Source organism: Niallia sp. Man26 (assembly GCF_022049065.2).
GTDB lineage: Bacteria > Bacillota > Bacilli > Bacillales > Cytobacillaceae > Niallia.
The window spans coordinates 772329-791357 of the sequence record NZ_CP095744.1 but is presented as its reverse complement, the minus strand read 5'-3'; the positions used below and the strand labels follow the sequence as shown (position 1 = coordinate 791357).

Sequence of the window (19029 nt, the reverse complement as noted above, 5' to 3'; positions counted from 1 at the left end):
TTGTAATAGCAATAAAGAAAACGTTATCATTAAAATATTGATTTATATAGACCAATATGACTTGGTAATTCATTATCATTTTTTTACCGTGAATCGTCAATACGAGTTACTGAACAATTTCTGTCAAAATGTTTAATAATAAACAAATTAAGTGAAATTAACAATTGATACAATTTTACACATGTTTTATTAAGTTACATGCAGCTTCCATGTCATGCTAGTAATGCAAAAATGGGTAACCACCAGGTTACCCATTTTTGCTCTTAAAGATTTCTATCTAATAAGATCCCCACTTGCAATGCCATTTCCTCTGGTGATATTGGCATGTCATTTATAACCCACCACTCCACTAAACCCGCGTACGATGTCACAATAAATTGAAGCAGAACATCTTCATTTAATTCCTTATTTTTAGCAATAGCTGTATCAACTTCATCCTTAAATTCTTCTATAAGAAATTCATGAAATTGACTGCGAAAATAAGGAGCACCTTTGCTTTTAAGCATAGTAGAAATAAACAAATAATGGCTCTCGAGGTATTTAAACCAAGGTAGATTAGCTTCACTGTATTCCGAATCTGCCGTGGCTTCACATAATTCCCGAAGATTATTAATATGTTCTTCAATAAGCTTTTCCAGCAAATCATATTTATCTAAGTAATGAAGATAAATAGTCCCCCTGCTTACATTTGCTCTGTCAGAAATATCTTGGATGGTAACATCATCAAACTTCTTTTCAGACATTAACTCTATAAGAGCTTTTTTTATTGCTTCTTGTGATTTCAGTATTCTTCTATCTATTTTAGCCAAAATTACCTCACCACTCTAAAATATTCTCTCTATGATTATATGATAAATTAAATGGTTGGATAAGTACTATTTAGGTTTAAAAATGTCAATAACCTTAAATACACTTGTTTCAGTCTTACTTTTATGGAGCAAAGTCAGCCGCTGTTCTCAAGATGAAAATACTATAATCATTAGAACAGGAATAATGGAACAAACGGAAAAGTCATTTGTCTTTCCTGCAGTAAAATGGAATAGCTAGAAGTATAGAATTACTGCAGCGCATGTTGATTCTGTTGAAGATATAATAGGAGAAATACAAAACTTTTCTTCAGAAGAACAATTCCCAACACCTATAATTATTCCAACTATTTTAACAAAGGTATAACCTAGTGGGAAATAAAGGATATAAATACCTCTGAGGCGATTTCCATTAAATCTGGGATACGTACATAAAAGCTATACCTGAATAAATACTGAAAAAGCGAATTTGACATTCATGAGTCATGTTCGCTTTTTCTATGAAGTCTGTGTTTTCAAATAAACACTCTACATAATAAGCAGCAATTTAGTAAAAATTACTTTATATATCACTATTTGGAGGAATATTTGGATGGCGGAAACCTTAAAGAAAATAAATGTTAATAATATAAAGAAATCTTTAGGAGATCCAGCTGACTTAATAATACGCTCCATTACATTAAATCTAAACGATAAAAAGCTGAATTGTTCTCTTGTATTTATTGCAGGTATTGTAAATGAAAGTGATATAGAAAATTTCATTATCAGACCTTTACAGCGGGTTTCTCCAACTACACAAGTAATTAACTTAATGGCAGTTATGGAAAAAGAAATGATTCAGGTAAAGTCGGTAGCGGTTATCCAGTTATATAAAGACGCGCTAAAAGACTTACTGAATGGAAAGACTTTGATTTTATTGGAAGACATAGAGGATGTGCTTGTTGTTGACACTTCTAGCTGGAAGGAACGTTCTTTAACGGAAGCAGAGGGACAACGTGTTGCGAAAGGGCCTTTAATTGGCTTTAATGAAAACTTAGCAACAAATATAGCAATCATGAGAAAAGCTCTTAAAAACGAACAGCTGCGATTAGAAAATTATACATTTGGCAGCGAAACGAATACTGATATCTGTGTTATCTATTTAGACAATATCGTCGATAAAGAGATATTGGCCGAATTAAATAATAGATTGGCAAAAATAGAAACGAGTAAGATATTGGATGCGAATTATATAGAAGAATATATACGGGACCAGTTTCTCACGCCGTTTCCGCTAGTGTTGACAACGGACCGGCCTGATGTAGTAACAGGTGAAATTACCGATGGGAAAATTGGCATTCTGATTGAGGGGTCACCGTATGCGTTAGTAGTACCGGCATTATTTCTGCAATTTCTGCAGTCGCCTGATGATTATTATTTTGTTAATGGTGGTGTCACAAGACTGCTTCGAATACTCGCCTTGGCAATGGCTATATATCTGCCAGCATACTACTTGGCATTTGTTACATATCATCCTGGCCTGCTGCCATTTGATTTAGTATTGAGTCTAGCTTCTCAAAGGGAAGGTAAGCCATTGCCCTTAGTGGTGGAATTACTGCTGTTCATGTTTCTGTTTCAAATTATTATTGAAGGAGCATTGCGTTTACCGAAAGGCTTAGTTTCGGTTGTATCAATTGTTGGAACCATAATAATTGGTCAATCTGCTGTTGAAGCTGGCTTAGTACAGCCAGCTACATTACTGGTTGTCAGCATGTCCTATATATTTAGTTTTGTAGCTCCAATAATTACATTGGCTACTGCAGTGCGGACATTAAGGTACGGATTTATCATCATAGCTGCTTTTTTAGGTTTATATGGAATCATTCTTGCTACTTTAGCATTAACTTTTCATTTAAATCATTTGCGTTCATTTGGTGTACCTTATTTTGCTCCACTGTTTCCTTTTAACTTAAAGGATCAGAAGGATGCGATTTATCGTTTTCCATTAGATAAACTTTCTAACAAGCATCAATTTCAGCATGAGGAATTTGTTAGAAAAAAAAAGAGACTAATAAAGGACAGGAAGCATGATGAAAACATTAGGTATTATTATATTCCTTTCGTTGTTTGCGGTACTTTCTCTTGGCAACATAAATCGTAATGAGTTAAATGAAATAGCGCTCGTCTATGCAGTAGGAATAGACATGGAATCAGATAATTATGCTGTTTCCTTGCAAGTAATCAATCCGCAGCCTCCTATTAGTCAAACAGATAAAATGCCGGTCATTGTATACGAAGCTAAAGCGAAAAGCATAGGAAAAGCAATTGAAATGGTTTCAAAAAAAATTTCCAGACAGTTAAGTCCTGCACAAGTCCAGTTAATTGTAATCGGGGAAGAATTAGCTGAAACGAAAGGTATAAATAATGTGCTCAATTATATATTACGTGAGCCTGGATTATCTTCCATATTAGATATTCTAATTACAAAAGACATAAGTGCCTATGATGTATTGAAAGTGGTTTCATTTATGGAAGATATCCCTGGAAATGAAATTGTAAAAGCTCTTAGAAATACGGAGGAAAACTGGGGCTCACATCAAAGAGTATATCCAACCCAAGTAAAGGCAGACATTCTTTCAAGAGGAAAGGAGGCCATTATTCCTACCATTTCTTTATATGGGAAGGAACATTTAGCCGAAGAAAAAGCCCTCTTAGAATCAACGGCACCAAAATCATATCTAGAATTTTCAGGATTAACGCTTTTAAATGAAGACAAAAAGGTTGGCTGGTTAAATGATAACCAAAGTAGAGCGTATTATTTAATAAAAGATAGGTTAAAACATAGTTATTTCAGCTCTTATTGTCCTAATGATGACAATAAGGAGGAGTTTGGGTTAACCATTATTCACTCCAAAACAGCTATCCATGGAAAGATAACGAAGGGAAAACCGAAATTTACGATTAAAGTAGAGGTAACAGGGGATTTAGACGAATTAAATTGCGATCTGGACATTTCAAAACCAGCAGGAATAAAAAAAGTGGAAGATCTGATGGAAAAACAAATAGAAGAAGGTTTAAAGGACTTACTTGTTCAATCACAAGCCATGAATGCCGACTTTATCGGTTTTGGGGATGTACTTCGTATTGACGATAAGGATAGTTGGAAGGAAATTGAAGATAGTTGGCAAAGTGAAATATATGCCACTTCAACATTTGCTATTGAGACAAAGGTAATCGTCCGGAACTTTGGAGATCTTAATATAGCTAATTAACTAAAGGGCAAAAGAGGTGGATGATATGGAGATCAAAAGAATAGGATCATTAGAATTAGCATCCATGATTATTTTGTTTCAGTTGGGAAGTTCTATAGTATTAGGCATGGGAATGGAAGCGGGGAAAGATGCCTGGATTGCAATCGGGATAAGCACGCTGATTGGGATAGCCATCCATTTCTGTTATATAGCTTTATATAGAGCAGGCGGTGCAAGCAAAACCTTCACAAATATTTTACAGGAAGCTTTTAGTCGTCCGTTGGGCATTTTTTTAGCTGGATTATACTATCTGTATTTTTTATATTTAGCTGCTAGGGTGACAGCTGATTTTGCTTTTTTTATTAATGAAGTGCTTTTGTGGAGTGTTAGAGCTTGGGTTATTAAATTATCCATCCTTTTGTTAGTGGCATATGTTTGCTATTTAGGAATAGAGACATTGGGGAGATCTTCGGAAGCTTTAACTTTAATGATGATTTCTTTTCTACTGTTGGTTATCGTCTCCATGTTTTTCCTTGAAGAATTCGACTTAAACAATTTAAGGCCCATCTTAGAAAATGGTTATAGCCCAATCATAAAAGCTGTATTTCCGACCTTAATCACTTTTCCATTTGGTGAAGTAATCGTTTTCCTTTGTTATTATCAGTATGTAAAGTCCTTTCCTTCCTTCCAAAAGCACGGCTGGCTGGCGGTCCTTATTTCTGGATTCATTCTTATGGTCATATCTATTTTAAATATCGGCTTCTTAACGGCAGAATTAGCTAAATTCTTTATCTTTCCTTTTATGAAAACAATAGAGCATATTAATTTTTGAATTTTATTAGGCATTTGGAATTATTAGCTGTGTTAATTTTTACAATCGGCGGCCTTATAAAAATCAGTATTTTTTCATTTGCGGGAATACAGGGGCTTGCAGGGATATTTAAAATAAAAAAAGACCAGAAGATGATTATTCCATTCTTACTGACTGTTTATATCATTAGTGTTGTATTTATGAAAAACTTCAGTATTCATCTTTTTATTGGCTTAAAGATTGTTCCGTTATATATTCATCTTTTTTTTCAGCTGTTTATGCCAATTTTATGTTTATTCCTTTTAGTAATAAAATTACTTTGGAGAAAGAGAAAAAGACTGAGGCAGACTCACAGTTAGGATGAAGTTTTTCAAAAACATTACCGTCAGTGTGAAGGAAATATACTGGCTTTGCAGAATCTAAACAAATCAGAAACTTTAATCAAGGAGGAATACATGATGAGAATTATTGTAAATAGTATCTTTGTCCAGGATCAAGACAAGGCATTAACGTTTTATACAGAAAAGCTTGGTTTTGTAAAAAAGGAGGATGTGCCGGTCGGAGAGTTCAGGTGGATCACCCTTGTGTCACCTGAAGACCAAGATGGTACAGAGTTGTTACTCGAACCCAATAACCATCCAGCGGCAAAAGAGTATCAACAGAAAATATACGCAGAAGGCATTCCTGCCACAATGTTCGGCGTTCCGGATATACATAAAGAGTATCTGCGATTACTTGGCGGTGGCATAGAATTTACTATGGAACCAACAGTAATGGGAGAATTCACAATAGCTGTTTTTAATGATACATGCGGTAACCTTATTCAGATAATAGAGAAGTAACTGCCATTTACTTAGCCCTGTTCTAAACAGTAGTTGGTGAAATAAACAGCATCGATAAATAGAAATATTTAATCGGGAGTCTTCCTTAAATGGGAGACTCCCGATTATGTTTCAGTGACTTTGAGATTTAATTGGCAAACATTAACAGATGCAAATATCTTTCTATCTTCCTTTGTTACCATTTATAATGAGTCTAAAGTAATGTTTTTAGGACTATAGTAGGAGTGTGGTGATGGTTAATTTAATATTGTATTTAATCGTATGCTGTATTATTTGTGTTACTTTGTTGACTTTAAATATGTATGTAACAACAACAGTTACCGGAAAGAAAATGCATGAAGCAATATATACTTTGTTTTTAGCCATTTTATGCGGCTTTATTATTTCTATTATTCCATACATATGTCTGTTAAGTATAAGCGTGATTGAATTATCACCTGAAAGTTTAAAGCTAACATTGAAAAATACTTTATATACCTTTTTATTCTGTTTTGTGAGTTTTTGGCTCATGAGTTTAATCGGAAAAATTGCCATTAAACCATCTAGATTTAACACAAATAAAAAGAAAGGAGTCATTCCTTATCTAGTATTAAGTGTTGTAGTTGCTGCTTTTATCGTAATTTACATAGTTTATTTATTAGAAAGAGTTTATTCCATTCCTTTGTACTTAAATAATGTAAATGTTCTTTATACAGCTGCACTATTAACTACATCTATTTATAATATTGCGAGAATTATTGAGCATCTTCATATTGACCAATTAATGATTAACAGAAGTATAACTTATACGAAGAGTACTACCTTTTATACGGTATTTAGTATTTCCTTTGGTTCAATCATTTATATCTTTATCCAAAGTCTCTTCCAAGTTGCAGATTTTTCTATCGTTATGATTTCTATTCTCAGCGTGCTTATCTTATTTATCATCACGATTAATTATATTGAAAATCAATTGATCTACCAGAATGGAATGGTAGAGAATCAGAATATGAAACTTAAAATAAATGAACAGCAATATAGATCTTTATTTCAATATAATCCAAATGCAATTTTTATATTAGATTTAAAAGGGAATTTTAAAGAAGTTAATCCGTCCGTTTTACCATTAACGGGGTACACATTAAGTGAAATTCTTCAGTCGAAAATAACCGACCTAGTGTTGAAAGAAGAAACTGAGAGATTAAAAGCATTTTTTAATGAGGTAATTAAAGGGAACAGTATTAGCGTTGAAACCTTTATTCTTACTAAAAATAAGCAAGTAGTAAATCTGAATATAACAGCATCTCAAATCAAAATAGATAATTCTTTAACAGGTATTTATGTTATTGCCCAGGATATAACAGAGCAAAATCAAGTCCAAGAAAAGGTAAACTTCTTAGCTTATCATGATGAGCTTACTGGACTGCTGAATCGGCGCGGTATTTATAAACAAGTAGATGAGCAAATTAATCAGGGCACTAGTTTTGCGACTATTTTAATTGATGTGGATATGTTCAAGGATATTAATGATCATCTCGGTCATGCAGCTGGAGACTCATTACTTAAGCTTATTACATTGAGATTGCAGAAAACCATCAAAGGGAAAGGGGTAATTGGCAGACTTGGTGGAGATGAATTTCTTATCTGCTTAACTGAAATTAAGAACTCAGCAGAAGTTAAAAGATTAATAAAAGACATTCAAACAGAAATGAAGCAGCCTTTTGAAATAGAAGGTGGACAAAAAGACATTACGTTGAGTATCGGTATCTCCTACTATCCAAATGATGGGAATAATTGTGATGCATTAATCAAACATGCGGATATGGCAATGTATGCTGCCAAAAAAGCTGGACGTAATAATTATTCCGAATATGAAGCAAGCTTGGAAAAAGACATGCTTTCTAAAATTACGATGTATGAAGAATTAAAAAATGCTATTGAGGAACAACAATTTGAACTCTATTACCAACCTAAACATAGTATTAAAGATGAAAAAATAGTAGGTGTCGAAGCGCTTATACGCTGGCATCACCCTCAGCAAGGCTTTGTCAGCCCTGGAGACTTTATTCCGATAGCAGAGGAAACAAATTTAATTATTCCGCTAGGGAATTGGATTATTAGAAGAGCATTATCGCAATTTAGAGAATGGGGGATAAGGTTTCCGATGGACTTTCAATTATCAATAAATATTTCACCAAAGCAGTTCATTGCTGAGAATTTTATCCCAGTCTTATTGGATAGTATAGAAGAGTTTTCAGTGCCTCCAGAACAAATAGATTTAGAAATTACGGAGAGCTTAGCGATAGAAAATACAGAATTAACGAGAGAAAAAATTAATCTACTAAAAGGCATTGGCTTTAAAATTACCATGGATGATTTTGGTACTGGATATACGTCATTAACTTATCTATCTAAATTTCCTTTAGATAGAATTAAGATAGATCAATCCTTTATTAAGGATATTCCCAGCAATAAGAACCATGCTGCCATTGTTCAATCTTTAGTGTCGGTTGCTAAAAATCTTGATATCAAAGTAACAGCAGAAGGTGTAGAAACAAAGCAACAATTACAAGTCTTGCAAGATTGGGATTGTGATGAGATTCAAGGGTATTTTTACAGTAAACCATTACATTCGCGAGTATTTAGCGATTATTGGGATAAATATGAAAACAAAATAAAATAGAAGCAAATAAAACCACACCAACATTCATCATAATAATAGGGTGTGGTTTTTACATTATATTGAAATTGTTAGCTCTTTTTTAGCAAGTTTATTCTATGGTGTGAGATTTTCTAGAGGTGTTAGAAAATGTAAAGTAACAACCTCATGCTTTACTCCCTAGACAGTAGAGATTTTTTATTTTACAAAAATGCTAATAACTATTATAGTTATTAAAGAGTCTTTATGTCTTTAATTAATAATTATGAGCATAGTATATGAAAAAGGAGCGCGAAATATAATGGAATTCTGGGAATCCAGCTTTATTGAAAAACAAATGATGTGGGGATACGAACCGACAGATTCAGCGATTTTAACAAAGGATTTTTTCCTTGAAAAGAATGTAAAGGATGTACTTATACCAGGGATTGGCTATGGTAGGAATGCGAAGGTTTTCCTTGAAAATGAAATCAATGTTACAGGTATTGAGATTTCCCAAACAGCCATTGACTTGGCGAAGCAAAATGGAGTTAATTGCAAAATTTTTCATGGATCTGTTAGTGACATGCCTTATGATAATAAGCAATACGACGGTATATTTTCTCATGCTCTGCTTCACTTGTTTAATAGGGAAGAGAGAAAGAAGTTTATTAGTGATTGCTACAACCAGTTAAAACCGAATGGGTACATGGTCTTTACCACTGTTTCCAAAAAAGCCCCAATGTTTGGTAAGGGTAAACAGTTAGCGGAAGACTATTTCGAAATTATGGAAGGTGTGAAAATGTTTTTTTATGATTCTGCTTCAATAGATGAAGACTTTAAAAACTTTGGATTGGTAGAGGCGATAGAAGTGGATGAACCAAATAAACATAGTGAAAATAAATCATCTATAAATTTTCTCATGGTAAAATGTCAGAAAAAATGATGTGTTGTAGGTATTTCTTGCAGCTCGCTAGTCAAAAAAGTGAGGGAGGCACCAATTTGGTGCTTCTCTTTTTTTTCTACTTCTAACTATAACCCATTTCTATTTTAAACTATGAAAAATATCAACTAAAAATCTATATAATAGTTTATTCTCATCAAAAAAATTATAAAAAAAATGCTTGAAATTCTGAAAAAATTTTTGATATAGTTAAAAACAGACCGGTTGGTATGTGGAGGTGTGCTACGGAAATGGATACTAAATCGCTGATAATCGAGATCGCGACTAATCTTTTTCAACAGAAAGGCTATAAGGGGGTAGGAGTTAACGAAATACTGAAGGAATGCAATCTTACAAAGGGTGGTCTTTATCACCATTTCCCTGGCGGAAAGGAAGAGCTGCTTATTGCTTGTCTGCAATCGATGAACAAGGCGATAACAGAGGATATTGAAGTAATATTTAATCAATATCCAACAACAATTGAAGCAACACAAGCAATGATTAGTAAATTGATTGCTGTATTTGATCAAGAGGGCACGATTGCCGGCTATACGTTTAACAGTATTGTCAGTGAAATGGCATCATTAAGTGAGCCTGTCCGCAATGCTTGTTCTTCTTTATATACAAAGATTCAAGGCATTTACGCAGCCAAGCTGATAGATGATGGCTTTTCAGACGTAAAGGCTAAGTCGATTGCACTAATGATGACGGCATCAATTGAAGGTGCGATGATGCTTTGCCTAACAGAAAAGGCAAGCGAACCACTAAAAACAATCTCAAGTGTGTTGCCGAATATATTAAAGGAGACTTAGTAATGGATCAACAAATAAATGCAGGGCCTAATGTAGGCTCTGCAGCAGAGCAACAGATCAAAACCGGACCGATAATGGCTGCGCTTTTAGTCGCAGGCTTTGTCGGGCTTTTTAGTGAAACAGCGTTAAATATTGCTTTAGGAGAATTAAGCAGCCTTTTCCAAACAAATGCGACAACGATTCAATGGCTGGCAACAGGTTATTTTCTAACATTAGGAATATTAGTTCCTGTTACAGGGATAATGATGCAAAAGTTTACAACAAGGCAAATGTTTCTAACATCTATCTTTTTGACATTGGCTGGAACGATTTTAGCAGCCTCCGCGCCTGTATTTGGAGTCTTGCTGGCAGGGCGTGTTATTCAAGCCGCAGGGCTTGCGATTAATTTGCCTTTAACACAAAATGTCATCTTTACGATTTTTCCTCCTAATAAACGAGGTGGTGCCATGGGGATTATGGGGCTTGTGATGCTTGCAGGACCAGCGCTTGGTCCGACGATAGCTGGTCTGATTTTGGACACGTTATCATGGAATTGGATATTTTGGGTTACAATACCGTTCTTATTGTTCTCCCTGATTTTCGGATTTATTTATTTGCCGAATGTCAATGAGCTGCGTAAAGTTTCAATAGACGCACTGTCTGTCACCCTGTCGACAATTGGCTTCGGTGGGATTGTTTACGGAGTAAGTGTGGGCGGTGAGCATGATGGCTGGACGAGTCCGACTGTCATTATATCAATCATCATCGGTTTAATCGCACTTGTGCTGTTTGCAGTCCGGCAAACGAAGATGGAACATCCTATGCTGAATTTAAAAGCATTTTCGTATCCGCTGTTTGTTCTTGGCGTATTCATGAGCTTTATTACTTTCTTTAACATGCTTTCTATGCTTATCATCCTGCCGATGTATATGCAGATGGCACTTATGCTTGCTGCCTTTACATCAGGACTTATTTTGCTGCCAGGAAGCTTGCTAAACTGTGTGTTAGCACCGATTATTGGCAAGCTGTTTGATAAATATGGACCTAGAGCGGTCATAACACCAGGTACTTTACTTGTAGCTATCGGGTATATTATTTATTCACAATTTGGCACTGATACAGCACTATGGATGATTGCCTTAACGCATATTATTATGATGCTTGGAATTGGAGCGGTGCTTGCATCTGTCCAAACAAATACACTGAATTCCTTGCCAAAACAGTACTATCCAGACGGTATTGCTTTGACGCAAACGATTCAGCAAGTATCTGGCGCCATAGGAATTGCAGTGATGGTATCCTTATTATCAGCGAATCAGACAAGCTATCTTGAAGGCGTTGCTAATGCTCCTGCAGAGGCAGCAGCATCTGGTTCATCCTTTGTCTTTACGATTAGTTTAGTGTTGGCAGTCGTTAATTTTGTACTGTCACTATTTATGAAAAAGCCAAACTAACCATTTTTAAAAACCAAGTCCATTTTATAACTTCGTAAAAGTTCACTTTTGCGAAGTTTATTACATGTAATTATCACCCTTTAACGCTTCACTATGTTATTTTCTTATTTTCTTAAAAATAGGTATGACCATTGGGGAGAAGCGGTTTCTGACAACAGCTCGCATTAATATATTATATGGTATTAAGAAATTTCTTAAGGAAGTGAGGGACAAGCATTTTTTTGGAAGTAATATTACTTGGGAGGAAAAAGCACTATACACTAAGTATTCGGGAACATAGATGGTGGAATTAGTCTTTGGCAGAGCATTATGAATGTTCAATAGAAATAAAAATATGATGATGTAGCTAAGTAAAGAATTTTGTGGTTCATTAAGTATGTTATAAGCAGGACGATGAAAAAAATAAAGAAATAAACCTTTTGTTTCCTTAGGTATTGCACAGTTTTACTAAGTTAAGTATCAGGCTGTATAGAAATAAGCTGCCCAAATAAATGATGTAAACTCTCATAATGTGCAGTGTCTTCAAAGACTAATGCTCGTTTCTTATTAAGTAATTATTCTTCTGACAAAACATTTGTACTCAAAAATCTTTAAGAGATTCTTAGTATAATTCCCCTAGCATACCATTAAAACCTCCCTTTTCACTTACTTTGAAAGGTGCACTATTTTATAAGTGCACCTCTTTTTCTTGTTTTAAATATTCTTGCAAACAGCTGTATTAATGTCCTTCATGCATTTTCATCATTTTCTTGTCAGGTCTTATAAATAGGTAAATGAGCGGTAACAGAAGGGGACAAGCGGCAATATATTATTAGGGAAGTAAATAATATTTTGATGGAAGGGGATAACATTATGCATCTTCATTTAGATTTTGTTTTATTTGAAAAGCATAAGAAAAAAAAGGACGGAGAGAAAAAACATCATCATCATGATGATTGTAAATGCAAGCATAAGCATGATCACAAATGTGACAACAAATGTGCAGAAGGTATTAAAGAAGAATTGAAAAGACTTCGAGGCCGCCTTGTTAAAGTAATAGTAGATGGTGGATATTTCATAGGTTTAGTTGGCAATGTAGACTGTGATAAATTGATTTTAGGTCCTGCTCCTTTCTATTATCCTGTAACTATTTCACTTTGTGAAATTAATGGAGTAGTAGAATTGCCATACTATCCTTATTTCAATGGAACAGAAGAATTATCTGTTGCTGATCAACTAGCAATGAACTTTGCTGGTGCTCCAGAAGTAGAAGAAGAAGAAGAAGAATAATATATGCAAAAAGCAAGGATGTACTCTTATGAGTGCACCCTTGCTTTTTTTGTTACCCTATCAAGTGAAGGCAAAACTCCAAGTCAGCCTGCAAATGATCTTTCATCAGTTGTTCTGCTTTTTGCCCATCTCTAAGCTTTATTGCTTCAAATATCTGTTCATGCTCATCGATGAGATGAGGCCGGTTATAAAACACAACCGTTTTTCTAAAAAGATAGATGGTAGACTGCATACGATCGATAATATCAATCATGACAGGATTATTGCTTGATTGAACGATGATTTCATGAAAACGCTCATTTGCTTTCATGATTTCGTCCACTGTTCCGTTTCTTCCAATCTCGACACATTCTAATAATTCTTCCAGCTCTTTTTCTTTTATGTACGATGCAGCACACTGGGCAGAATAGCCTTCAAGCAAAATGCGGACTTGAAACATGTTGCGCAGGTCCTTTTCAGTCGGCTTCACGACACGTTTATTGACGATTAATCCTTCATGCTCTAATTTACGGATAGACTCCCTGATTGGTGTTCTGCTAACTCCTAATTCGGCGGCAATCTTTTCTTCCACAATTTTTGTGCCACCAGATAATTCACCGTTTAATATCTTGTCCCGCAGTATCTCATATGATTGATGATAAGCAGGCCGTGAACGGTTATTTCCAAACATAGCTTCACCCTCCAAGAACAACTACTATTTACAAGTATCTTACCAAACAATAGAAAAAATTAATACTTAGATAATATTTTTGTATACAAAAATATAAAAATTGTATACATTTTTTATGTAATCGTGTACAATAGGGTTGTAAATAACTGAAAACGATTGCAGTAGTTGTAAAATTCACACTGCATTCATAATAAAAAATGCAAATGCTTACAGTATAGAGGAGGAATAAATATGGAACGAAAAGTTGGTTTTATTGGATTAGGAATAATGGGGAAACCAATGTCGTTGAACCTTATAGAGAAAGGTCATACGCTTACGGTTTTTGATCTTAATCAGGATGCTGTTGCACAATTGCAAGCAGCCGGTGCATATGCCGCAACTACCGCTAAAGAGGTTGCTGAAAAGTCAGATGTTATTATTACAATGCTTCCTGCGTCTAAACATGTAAAAGAAGTAATACTTGGAGAAAATGGTATTTTGGAAGGTGCAAAACCCGGTTCTGTCATCGTTGATATGAGCTCTATCACACCAAATGTCTCACGTGAACTTGCAGCAGAAGCTGCCAAACTTGGGGTGGAAATGCTGGATGCGCCTGTTAGCGGCGGTGAACCAAAGGCGATTGATGGAACATTGTCCATTATGGTTGGCGGTAAGTCAGATGTATTTGAAAGCGTTAAACCTATCTTGAATGGTATGGGAAAGGATATTGTCTTAGTGGGAGACAATGGCTGTGGTGTAACAGCCAAGCTTGCTAATCAAATAATTGTAAACCTTAACATTGCAGCAATGTCCGAGGCTTTAGTACTGGCTGCAAAAGCAGGTATTGATATTGAAAAGATGTATGAAGCAATTCGCGGAGGACTTGCAGGAAGTACGGTTCTTGATGCTAAGGTGCCTATGATTCTTGAAAGGAATTTTGCACCAGGCGGCAGCATTGCAATCAATATGAAAGATATTACAAATGTTATGGATACAGCCCATGAAATTGGTGTGCCACTGCCTCTTTCTAGTCAATTGCTGGAAATATTCCATGCATTAAAAACAGACGGAAAAGTGAATGATGACCATGCCAGCATTGTCCGCTATTATGAAAAGCTAGCTAATACTGAAGTAAAGAAGGTTGAGAAATAATGGAGAGCTTGCGCTTGAATGCAGAATACCTTAACCAACTTCCAGCAGTAGACAAAAAGGCGGCAGACCAATTAGCAGCAGCGGCATTAAAGGAACTAAACAAAAAAATCATTGTTCTCGATGATGATCCGACAGGTGTCCAAACAGTAAATAATATTTCTGTTTTTACTGATTGGTCTAAAGAAGCGATAGAGGCAGGGTTTCAAGAAGATTCATCCATGTTTTTTATTCTAACAAACTCACGCGGATTGACAGTAAAAGAAACAGAAGAAGTTCATCGTGAAATTGCTGAAAATATCCTTTCGGTTGCATCCAAACTGAATAAGGAATTTATAATTATCAGCAGAGGGGATTCGACATTACGCGGTCATTATCCCCTTGAAACAGCTGTTATCCGCAAGACACTTGAAGCGGGCTCCAGCTTAAAGATAGACGGAGAAGTAATCCTTCCCTATTTTAAAGAAGGCGGACGCTTTACGATAAATAATATTCATTATGTGCAAACAGGAACAGAGCTGATTCCTGCTGGTGAAACGGAATTCGCTAAAGACCGTACATTTGGCTATTCCAGTTCTCATCTTGGAGAATGGGTAGAGGAAAAGTCAAATGGGGAGTTTCCAGCAAAGAACACATTATATATTTCCATTGAGCAGCTTCGCGCACAGGAAGTTGATAATATTGCGGAACAGTTAACTACTGTGACTGATTTCAACAAGATAGTTGTCAATGCAGCTGACGAAGCAGATGTAAAGATATTTACTGCAGCACTCGTTAAAGCAATTCAGGCAGGAAAGAATTTTCTGTTTAGAAGTGCAGCTGCTCTGCCTAAAGTAATCGGCGGTGTGCAAGACAGGGGCCTTTTGACAAGAGGCGAACTAGTCAAGGAAGAAACAACTAATGGCGGTTTAATAATAGTCGGCTCTCATGTAAAGAAAACGACAGAGCAATTGGATAAATTAAAAGAGCTAACATCGATTGAATTTATTGAATTTCAAACAAACTTAGTGCTTGAGCCAGATAAGTTTCAAGCAGAGTGTGAGCGTGTGATTGAAACAGTCGAAAGCTTGATTACTGCAGGTAAAACGGTAGCAGTTTATACGAGCAGGAAAAGGCTGGACCTTGGGGAAAACAAAAAAGAAGAAGAATTGAAGCTTTCTGTGTCTATTTCAGATGCAGTGACGTCCATTGTCACAAAGCTGAAGGTAAGACCTAATTTCCTTGTTGCCAAAGGCGGCATTACCTCCAGTGATGTAGGAACAAAGGGTCTCGGGGTGAAAAGAGCAACAGTTGCCGGACAAATCAGACCGGGAATTCCAGTATGGATTACTGGAGAAGAAAGTAAATATCCGAGGATGTCTTATGTAATATTCCCAGGGAATGTCGGTACAGTGGATGATCTAAAGACTGTTGTCCAAATATTAGGCACACAAGCATAAATCACATATAATCATGGAATGCCGATTACGGCATTCCAAATTACAGAGGGAATCGAGGGAGAAATATGCCGATCGTATATATATGTATAGGGGTAGCGCTTTTGCTCTTATTAATGGTTGTCTTTAAGTTAAACGCTTTCATATCGCTGGTGATTGTTTCGCTGCTTGTAGGGGTTATGGAAGGCATGGCGCCAATCGAAGCAATGGAATCTATTACAAATGGTCTTGGAAGCACCTTAGGGCATCTTGTTTTAGTTATCTGTTTCGGAGGTATGCTAGGTAAACTGATGGCTGATTCAGGCGGTGCTCAGCGAATTGCCACAACCTTGATAAATTCGTTTGGGAAAAAGCGGGTTCAGCTCGCAGCAGTTTTAACTGCAGGTATAGTCGGTATCGCACTGTTCTTTGAAACAGGTGTAGTGGTGTTAATTCCGCTAGTGTTTACGATTGCTGCACAAGCAGGTGTCCCAATTCTTTATATCGGAATGCCGGTCATATCTGCACTGATTACGATGCACGGCTTTGTACCGCCACACCCTGGGCCAACAGCTGTTGCAGCAGTATATGATGCAAATATCGGAAAGACATTATTATATGGTGTGCTAATTGCAATACCAGCGATTTATTTAAGTGGTCCACTTTATGTGAAGACATTTAAGAAAGCAGATTTAGAAGTAGAAATCCCAAAAGGATTATTTACTCCGAAGCATTATAAAGAAAGTGAACTGCCGAGCTTCGGTATCAGTGTGTTTACAGCATTAATTCCAGTAATACTTATTGCTTTCCAAGCAGTGGTGGAAATTGCTATGCCGAATTCCTCCTTACTGCCAGTCGCCCAGTTTTTAGGAGATCCTGGTTTTGCCTTATTAATTGCAGTTATTGTGGCTATCTTTACTTTTGGCTTAAACCGTGGAAAAAAGATGCCGGAAATCATGAACTCGATTTCTGAATCAGTAAGCAGCATTGCTATGATTCTATTGGTAATCGCAGGGGGCGGAGCATTTAAACAAGTGCTGATTGACACACATGTCGATCAGTATGTGGCAAACCTGATGGAAGGCTCAACGATGTCTCCGTTAATTTTAGCTTGGCTGATTGCTGCGATTCTTCGTGTTGTCCTTGGTTCAGCAACAGTTGCAGGACTAACAGCTGCAGGTATTGCCGCACCTTTAGTTGGTGCTGCCCATGTTAGTCCAGAGCTAATGGTACTGGCGACTGGAGCTGGTAGTATGACATTCTCCCATGTGAACGATGCAGGCTTTTGGATTTATAAGGAGTATTTCAACCTTTCAATCGGAAAAACCATCCGTACATGGTCTGTTATGGTTACCATTGCATCCTTAGTTGGGCTTGCAGGTGTGTTAATTATCAACATGTTTATTAGTTAACGTGTTTCTACTATTTAAAAGTTGATAAGCTTATAAATTGATAGAGCTGCAATTTAGGAATTTCTAAATTGCAGTTTTTTTTGTTGCAAAATACAGGTCCTATTAGCAAAAGCTGTCTAATTAGGATTCTATTCCTATATAAATCCTCCATAATCCTTATTATAATTCTTGGTAGATAGGCTAATATACCTAAGAGGAGGGATGGTTAAATTGGGAAATAGAAATACTGCTATAACGTACCATGATGAAGAGACCTTCCATTACAGGCGGAAATCTTCCAGAGAATTAATTAGCCATGTGGCATCAGCATGTGATATTCGTGATCAAAAAATTATGGGCCATCTAAGCAGAGTGCAGGAATTGACTAAGATGCTCATAAAGGCTTATAACAGAAACAGAGAAGTACTTAATAAGGATTATTATAATAGCATTGCTGACTCAAGCATCCTACATGACATAGGAAAGGCGCGAATTCCGGTGGAAATACTGTATAAAACAGGTGAATTAGATCATTCGGAAAGAAATATGATGAATATGCATCCGATAATTGGCGCAGCCATGTTTAAAGAAAAGACCTTTAGAGTGCTGTATTGTGACAATCTAGTATTAAAGGTAGCGGAGAACATCATACTATATCATCATGAAAGATGGGATGGCACAGGGTACCCATATAATTTGAAGGGTTATGAAATACCGTTGGAGGCTAGGATAGTAGCTATTGCAGATAGCTATGATGCATTAACGAATGAAAGATCCTATAAGAAAGCTTGGTCAAAGGAAAAGACACTACAATATATATATGAACAAAAAGGGAAGCAATTTGATCCAGACATTACAGAAGTATTTTTGGAAGTCATTTAATAGTAGCTATAAGTTCCCCGCTGTAAACTCCAGTTTAACGCGCAGCTTACATCATTATTATTCTGCAGAAAAAAACTCTGATATATATTAATCCATGAATGAGAGGCTGGTAAAGAACCAGCCTTATTTTTGCAGCCAATTTTACATAAATAGAGGGTTCATTGGAATAATAACTTCTAATGATTTTAAATATTAGGAGGATACTATTGGCGAACTTAAGAGAAGAATTGCCAGCACTTATGATTTTGGATGTACAGAAAGGCTTTGACGACCCGTACTGGGGAAAGCGGAACAATCAGCAAGCTGAAAAAAATATAGCACGCCTTCTAACTGAATGGAGAAACAGAAAAGGGCATATTATTTATTCGCAGCATATGTCTGTGCAACCGGATTCTCCCCTTCATTATAAAAATAAGGTGGGAACACAGTTTAAAGACAGTATACAGCCACTGCAACTGGAAACTATCTTTCAAAAAAATGTAAACAGTGCCTTTATCGGTACAGGTTTAGAAACATATCTTAAAGATCAGCAAATAAAATCTGTAGTTATCACTGGACTGTCCACACAGCATTGTATTTCTACGACAACACGAATGAGTGGAAATTTAGGATATCAAACTTTCCTAGTGTCTGATGCCACAGCAGCATTCGAAACGACCGATCAAAAAGGTAATTATTATGATGCAGACTCTATCCATAATTATGAGCTTGCCATGCTCCAGAACGAATTTGCGACAATTCTTACGACAGAGGAGATTTTGAGTGAATGGAATAGTTAAC

General features: G+C 36.1%; 17 protein-coding genes. 15 read left to right on the top strand and 2 right to left on the bottom strand.

Going from position 1 to position 19029, the window contains the following annotated elements; genetic code table 11:
- Positions 1-263: 263 nt before the first annotated feature.
- The gene (locus tag L8T27_RS23445) at positions 264-809 is read right to left on the bottom strand and encodes a TetR/AcrR family transcriptional regulator (protein WP_233318172.1); all 546 of its coding nucleotides are present in this window, start codon (positions 807-809) and stop codon (positions 264-266) included.
- A 589-nt stretch (positions 810-1398) separates the two neighbouring features.
- Here L8T27_RS23445 and L8T27_RS23440 point away from each other — a divergent pair.
- The 10 genes from L8T27_RS23440 to L8T27_RS23400 all read left to right on the top strand — a co-directional run bounded on the left by L8T27_RS23440 (position 1399) and on the right by L8T27_RS23400 (position 12763).
- A complete protein-coding gene (locus tag L8T27_RS23440; protein ID WP_237943295.1) occupies positions 1399-2946 on the top strand; it encodes a spore germination protein in 1548 nt (515 codons plus the stop codon).
- Complete coding sequence (locus L8T27_RS23435) at positions 2873-4057, top strand: Ger(x)C family spore germination protein (RefSeq protein WP_237943293.1); 1185 nt, start codon at positions 2873-2875, stop codon at positions 4055-4057. The genes L8T27_RS23440 and L8T27_RS23435 overlap by 74 nt, the downstream gene beginning before the upstream one ends.
- Positions 4058-4082: 25 nt before the next feature.
- Positions 4083-4868 carry a GerAB/ArcD/ProY family transporter gene (locus L8T27_RS23430; RefSeq protein ID WP_282581445.1) on the top strand — a complete coding sequence of 262 codons (786 nt, stop codon included), beginning with the start codon at positions 4083-4085 and terminating at the stop codon, positions 4866-4868.
- On the top strand, positions 4865-5206 hold the full coding sequence (locus L8T27_RS28980) for a GerAB/ArcD/ProY family transporter (protein WP_481858862.1): 342 nt from the start codon (positions 4865-4867) through the stop codon (positions 5204-5206). Before L8T27_RS23430 ends, L8T27_RS28980 begins: the two co-directional genes overlap by 4 nt.
- Positions 5207-5305: 99 nt before the next feature.
- A complete protein-coding gene (locus L8T27_RS23425; RefSeq protein WP_233318256.1) occupies positions 5306-5689 on the top strand; it encodes a VOC family protein in 384 nt (127 codons plus the stop codon).
- Positions 5690-5921: 232 nt separating this feature from the next.
- On the top strand, positions 5922-8351 hold the full coding sequence (locus L8T27_RS23420) for an EAL domain-containing protein (RefSeq protein WP_237943291.1): 2430 nt from the start codon (positions 5922-5924) through the stop codon (positions 8349-8351).
- A 277-nt stretch (positions 8352-8628) separates the two neighbouring features.
- Complete coding sequence (locus L8T27_RS23415; RefSeq protein ID WP_237943289.1) at positions 8629-9252, top strand: class I SAM-dependent methyltransferase; 624 nt, start codon at positions 8629-8631, stop codon at positions 9250-9252.
- Between the two features lie 248 nt (positions 9253-9500).
- Positions 9501-10061, top strand: coding sequence for a TetR/AcrR family transcriptional regulator (locus L8T27_RS23410; protein ID WP_237943287.1), 561 nt, complete (start codon positions 9501-9503; stop codon positions 10059-10061).
- 2 nt (positions 10062-10063) lie between these two features.
- Complete coding sequence (locus L8T27_RS23405) at positions 10064-11494, top strand: DHA2 family efflux MFS transporter permease subunit (RefSeq protein WP_233318158.1); 1431 nt, start codon at positions 10064-10066, stop codon at positions 11492-11494.
- Positions 11495-12346: 852 nt separating this feature from the next.
- The gene (locus tag L8T27_RS23400; protein ID WP_237943285.1) at positions 12347-12763 is read left to right on the top strand and encodes a hypothetical protein; all 417 of its coding nucleotides are present in this window, start codon (positions 12347-12349) and stop codon (positions 12761-12763) included.
- A 52-nt stretch (positions 12764-12815) separates the two neighbouring features.
- Here L8T27_RS23400 and L8T27_RS23395 read toward each other — a convergent pair whose 3' ends face one another.
- Positions 12816-13433, bottom strand: coding sequence for a GntR family transcriptional regulator (locus L8T27_RS23395; RefSeq protein WP_233318154.1), 618 nt, complete (start codon positions 13431-13433; stop codon positions 12816-12818).
- A 231-nt stretch (positions 13434-13664) separates the two neighbouring features.
- On the opposite strand from L8T27_RS23395, the gene garR reads away from it, so the two are divergent.
- From garR to L8T27_RS23370, 5 genes are all read left to right on the top strand, one after another.
- Complete coding sequence (garR, locus tag L8T27_RS23390; protein ID WP_233318152.1) at positions 13665-14564, top strand: 2-hydroxy-3-oxopropionate reductase; 900 nt, start codon at positions 13665-13667, stop codon at positions 14562-14564.
- Between the two features lie 8 nt (positions 14565-14572).
- Positions 14573-16000 (top strand): four-carbon acid sugar kinase family protein, encoded by a 1428-nt coding sequence (locus L8T27_RS23385; protein WP_481858876.1) that lies wholly within the window; start codon positions 14573-14575, stop codon positions 15998-16000.
- Between the two features lie 65 nt (positions 16001-16065).
- Positions 16066-17388 carry a gluconate:H+ symporter gene (locus tag L8T27_RS23380; RefSeq protein WP_233318148.1) on the top strand — a complete coding sequence of 441 codons (1323 nt, stop codon included), beginning with the start codon at positions 16066-16068 and terminating at the stop codon, positions 17386-17388.
- Positions 17389-17598: 210 nt separating this feature from the next.
- Positions 17599-18249: an HD-GYP domain-containing protein gene (locus tag L8T27_RS23375; protein WP_233318145.1), complete on the top strand. Its 651-nt coding sequence runs from the start codon at positions 17599-17601 to the stop codon at positions 18247-18249.
- A 239-nt stretch (positions 18250-18488) separates the two neighbouring features.
- Positions 18489-19028, top strand: a complete 540-nt coding sequence (locus L8T27_RS23370) for a cysteine hydrolase family protein (protein WP_233318255.1) — start codon at positions 18489-18491, stop codon at positions 19026-19028.
- The last annotated feature ends 1 nt before the right edge of the window (position 19029 follow it).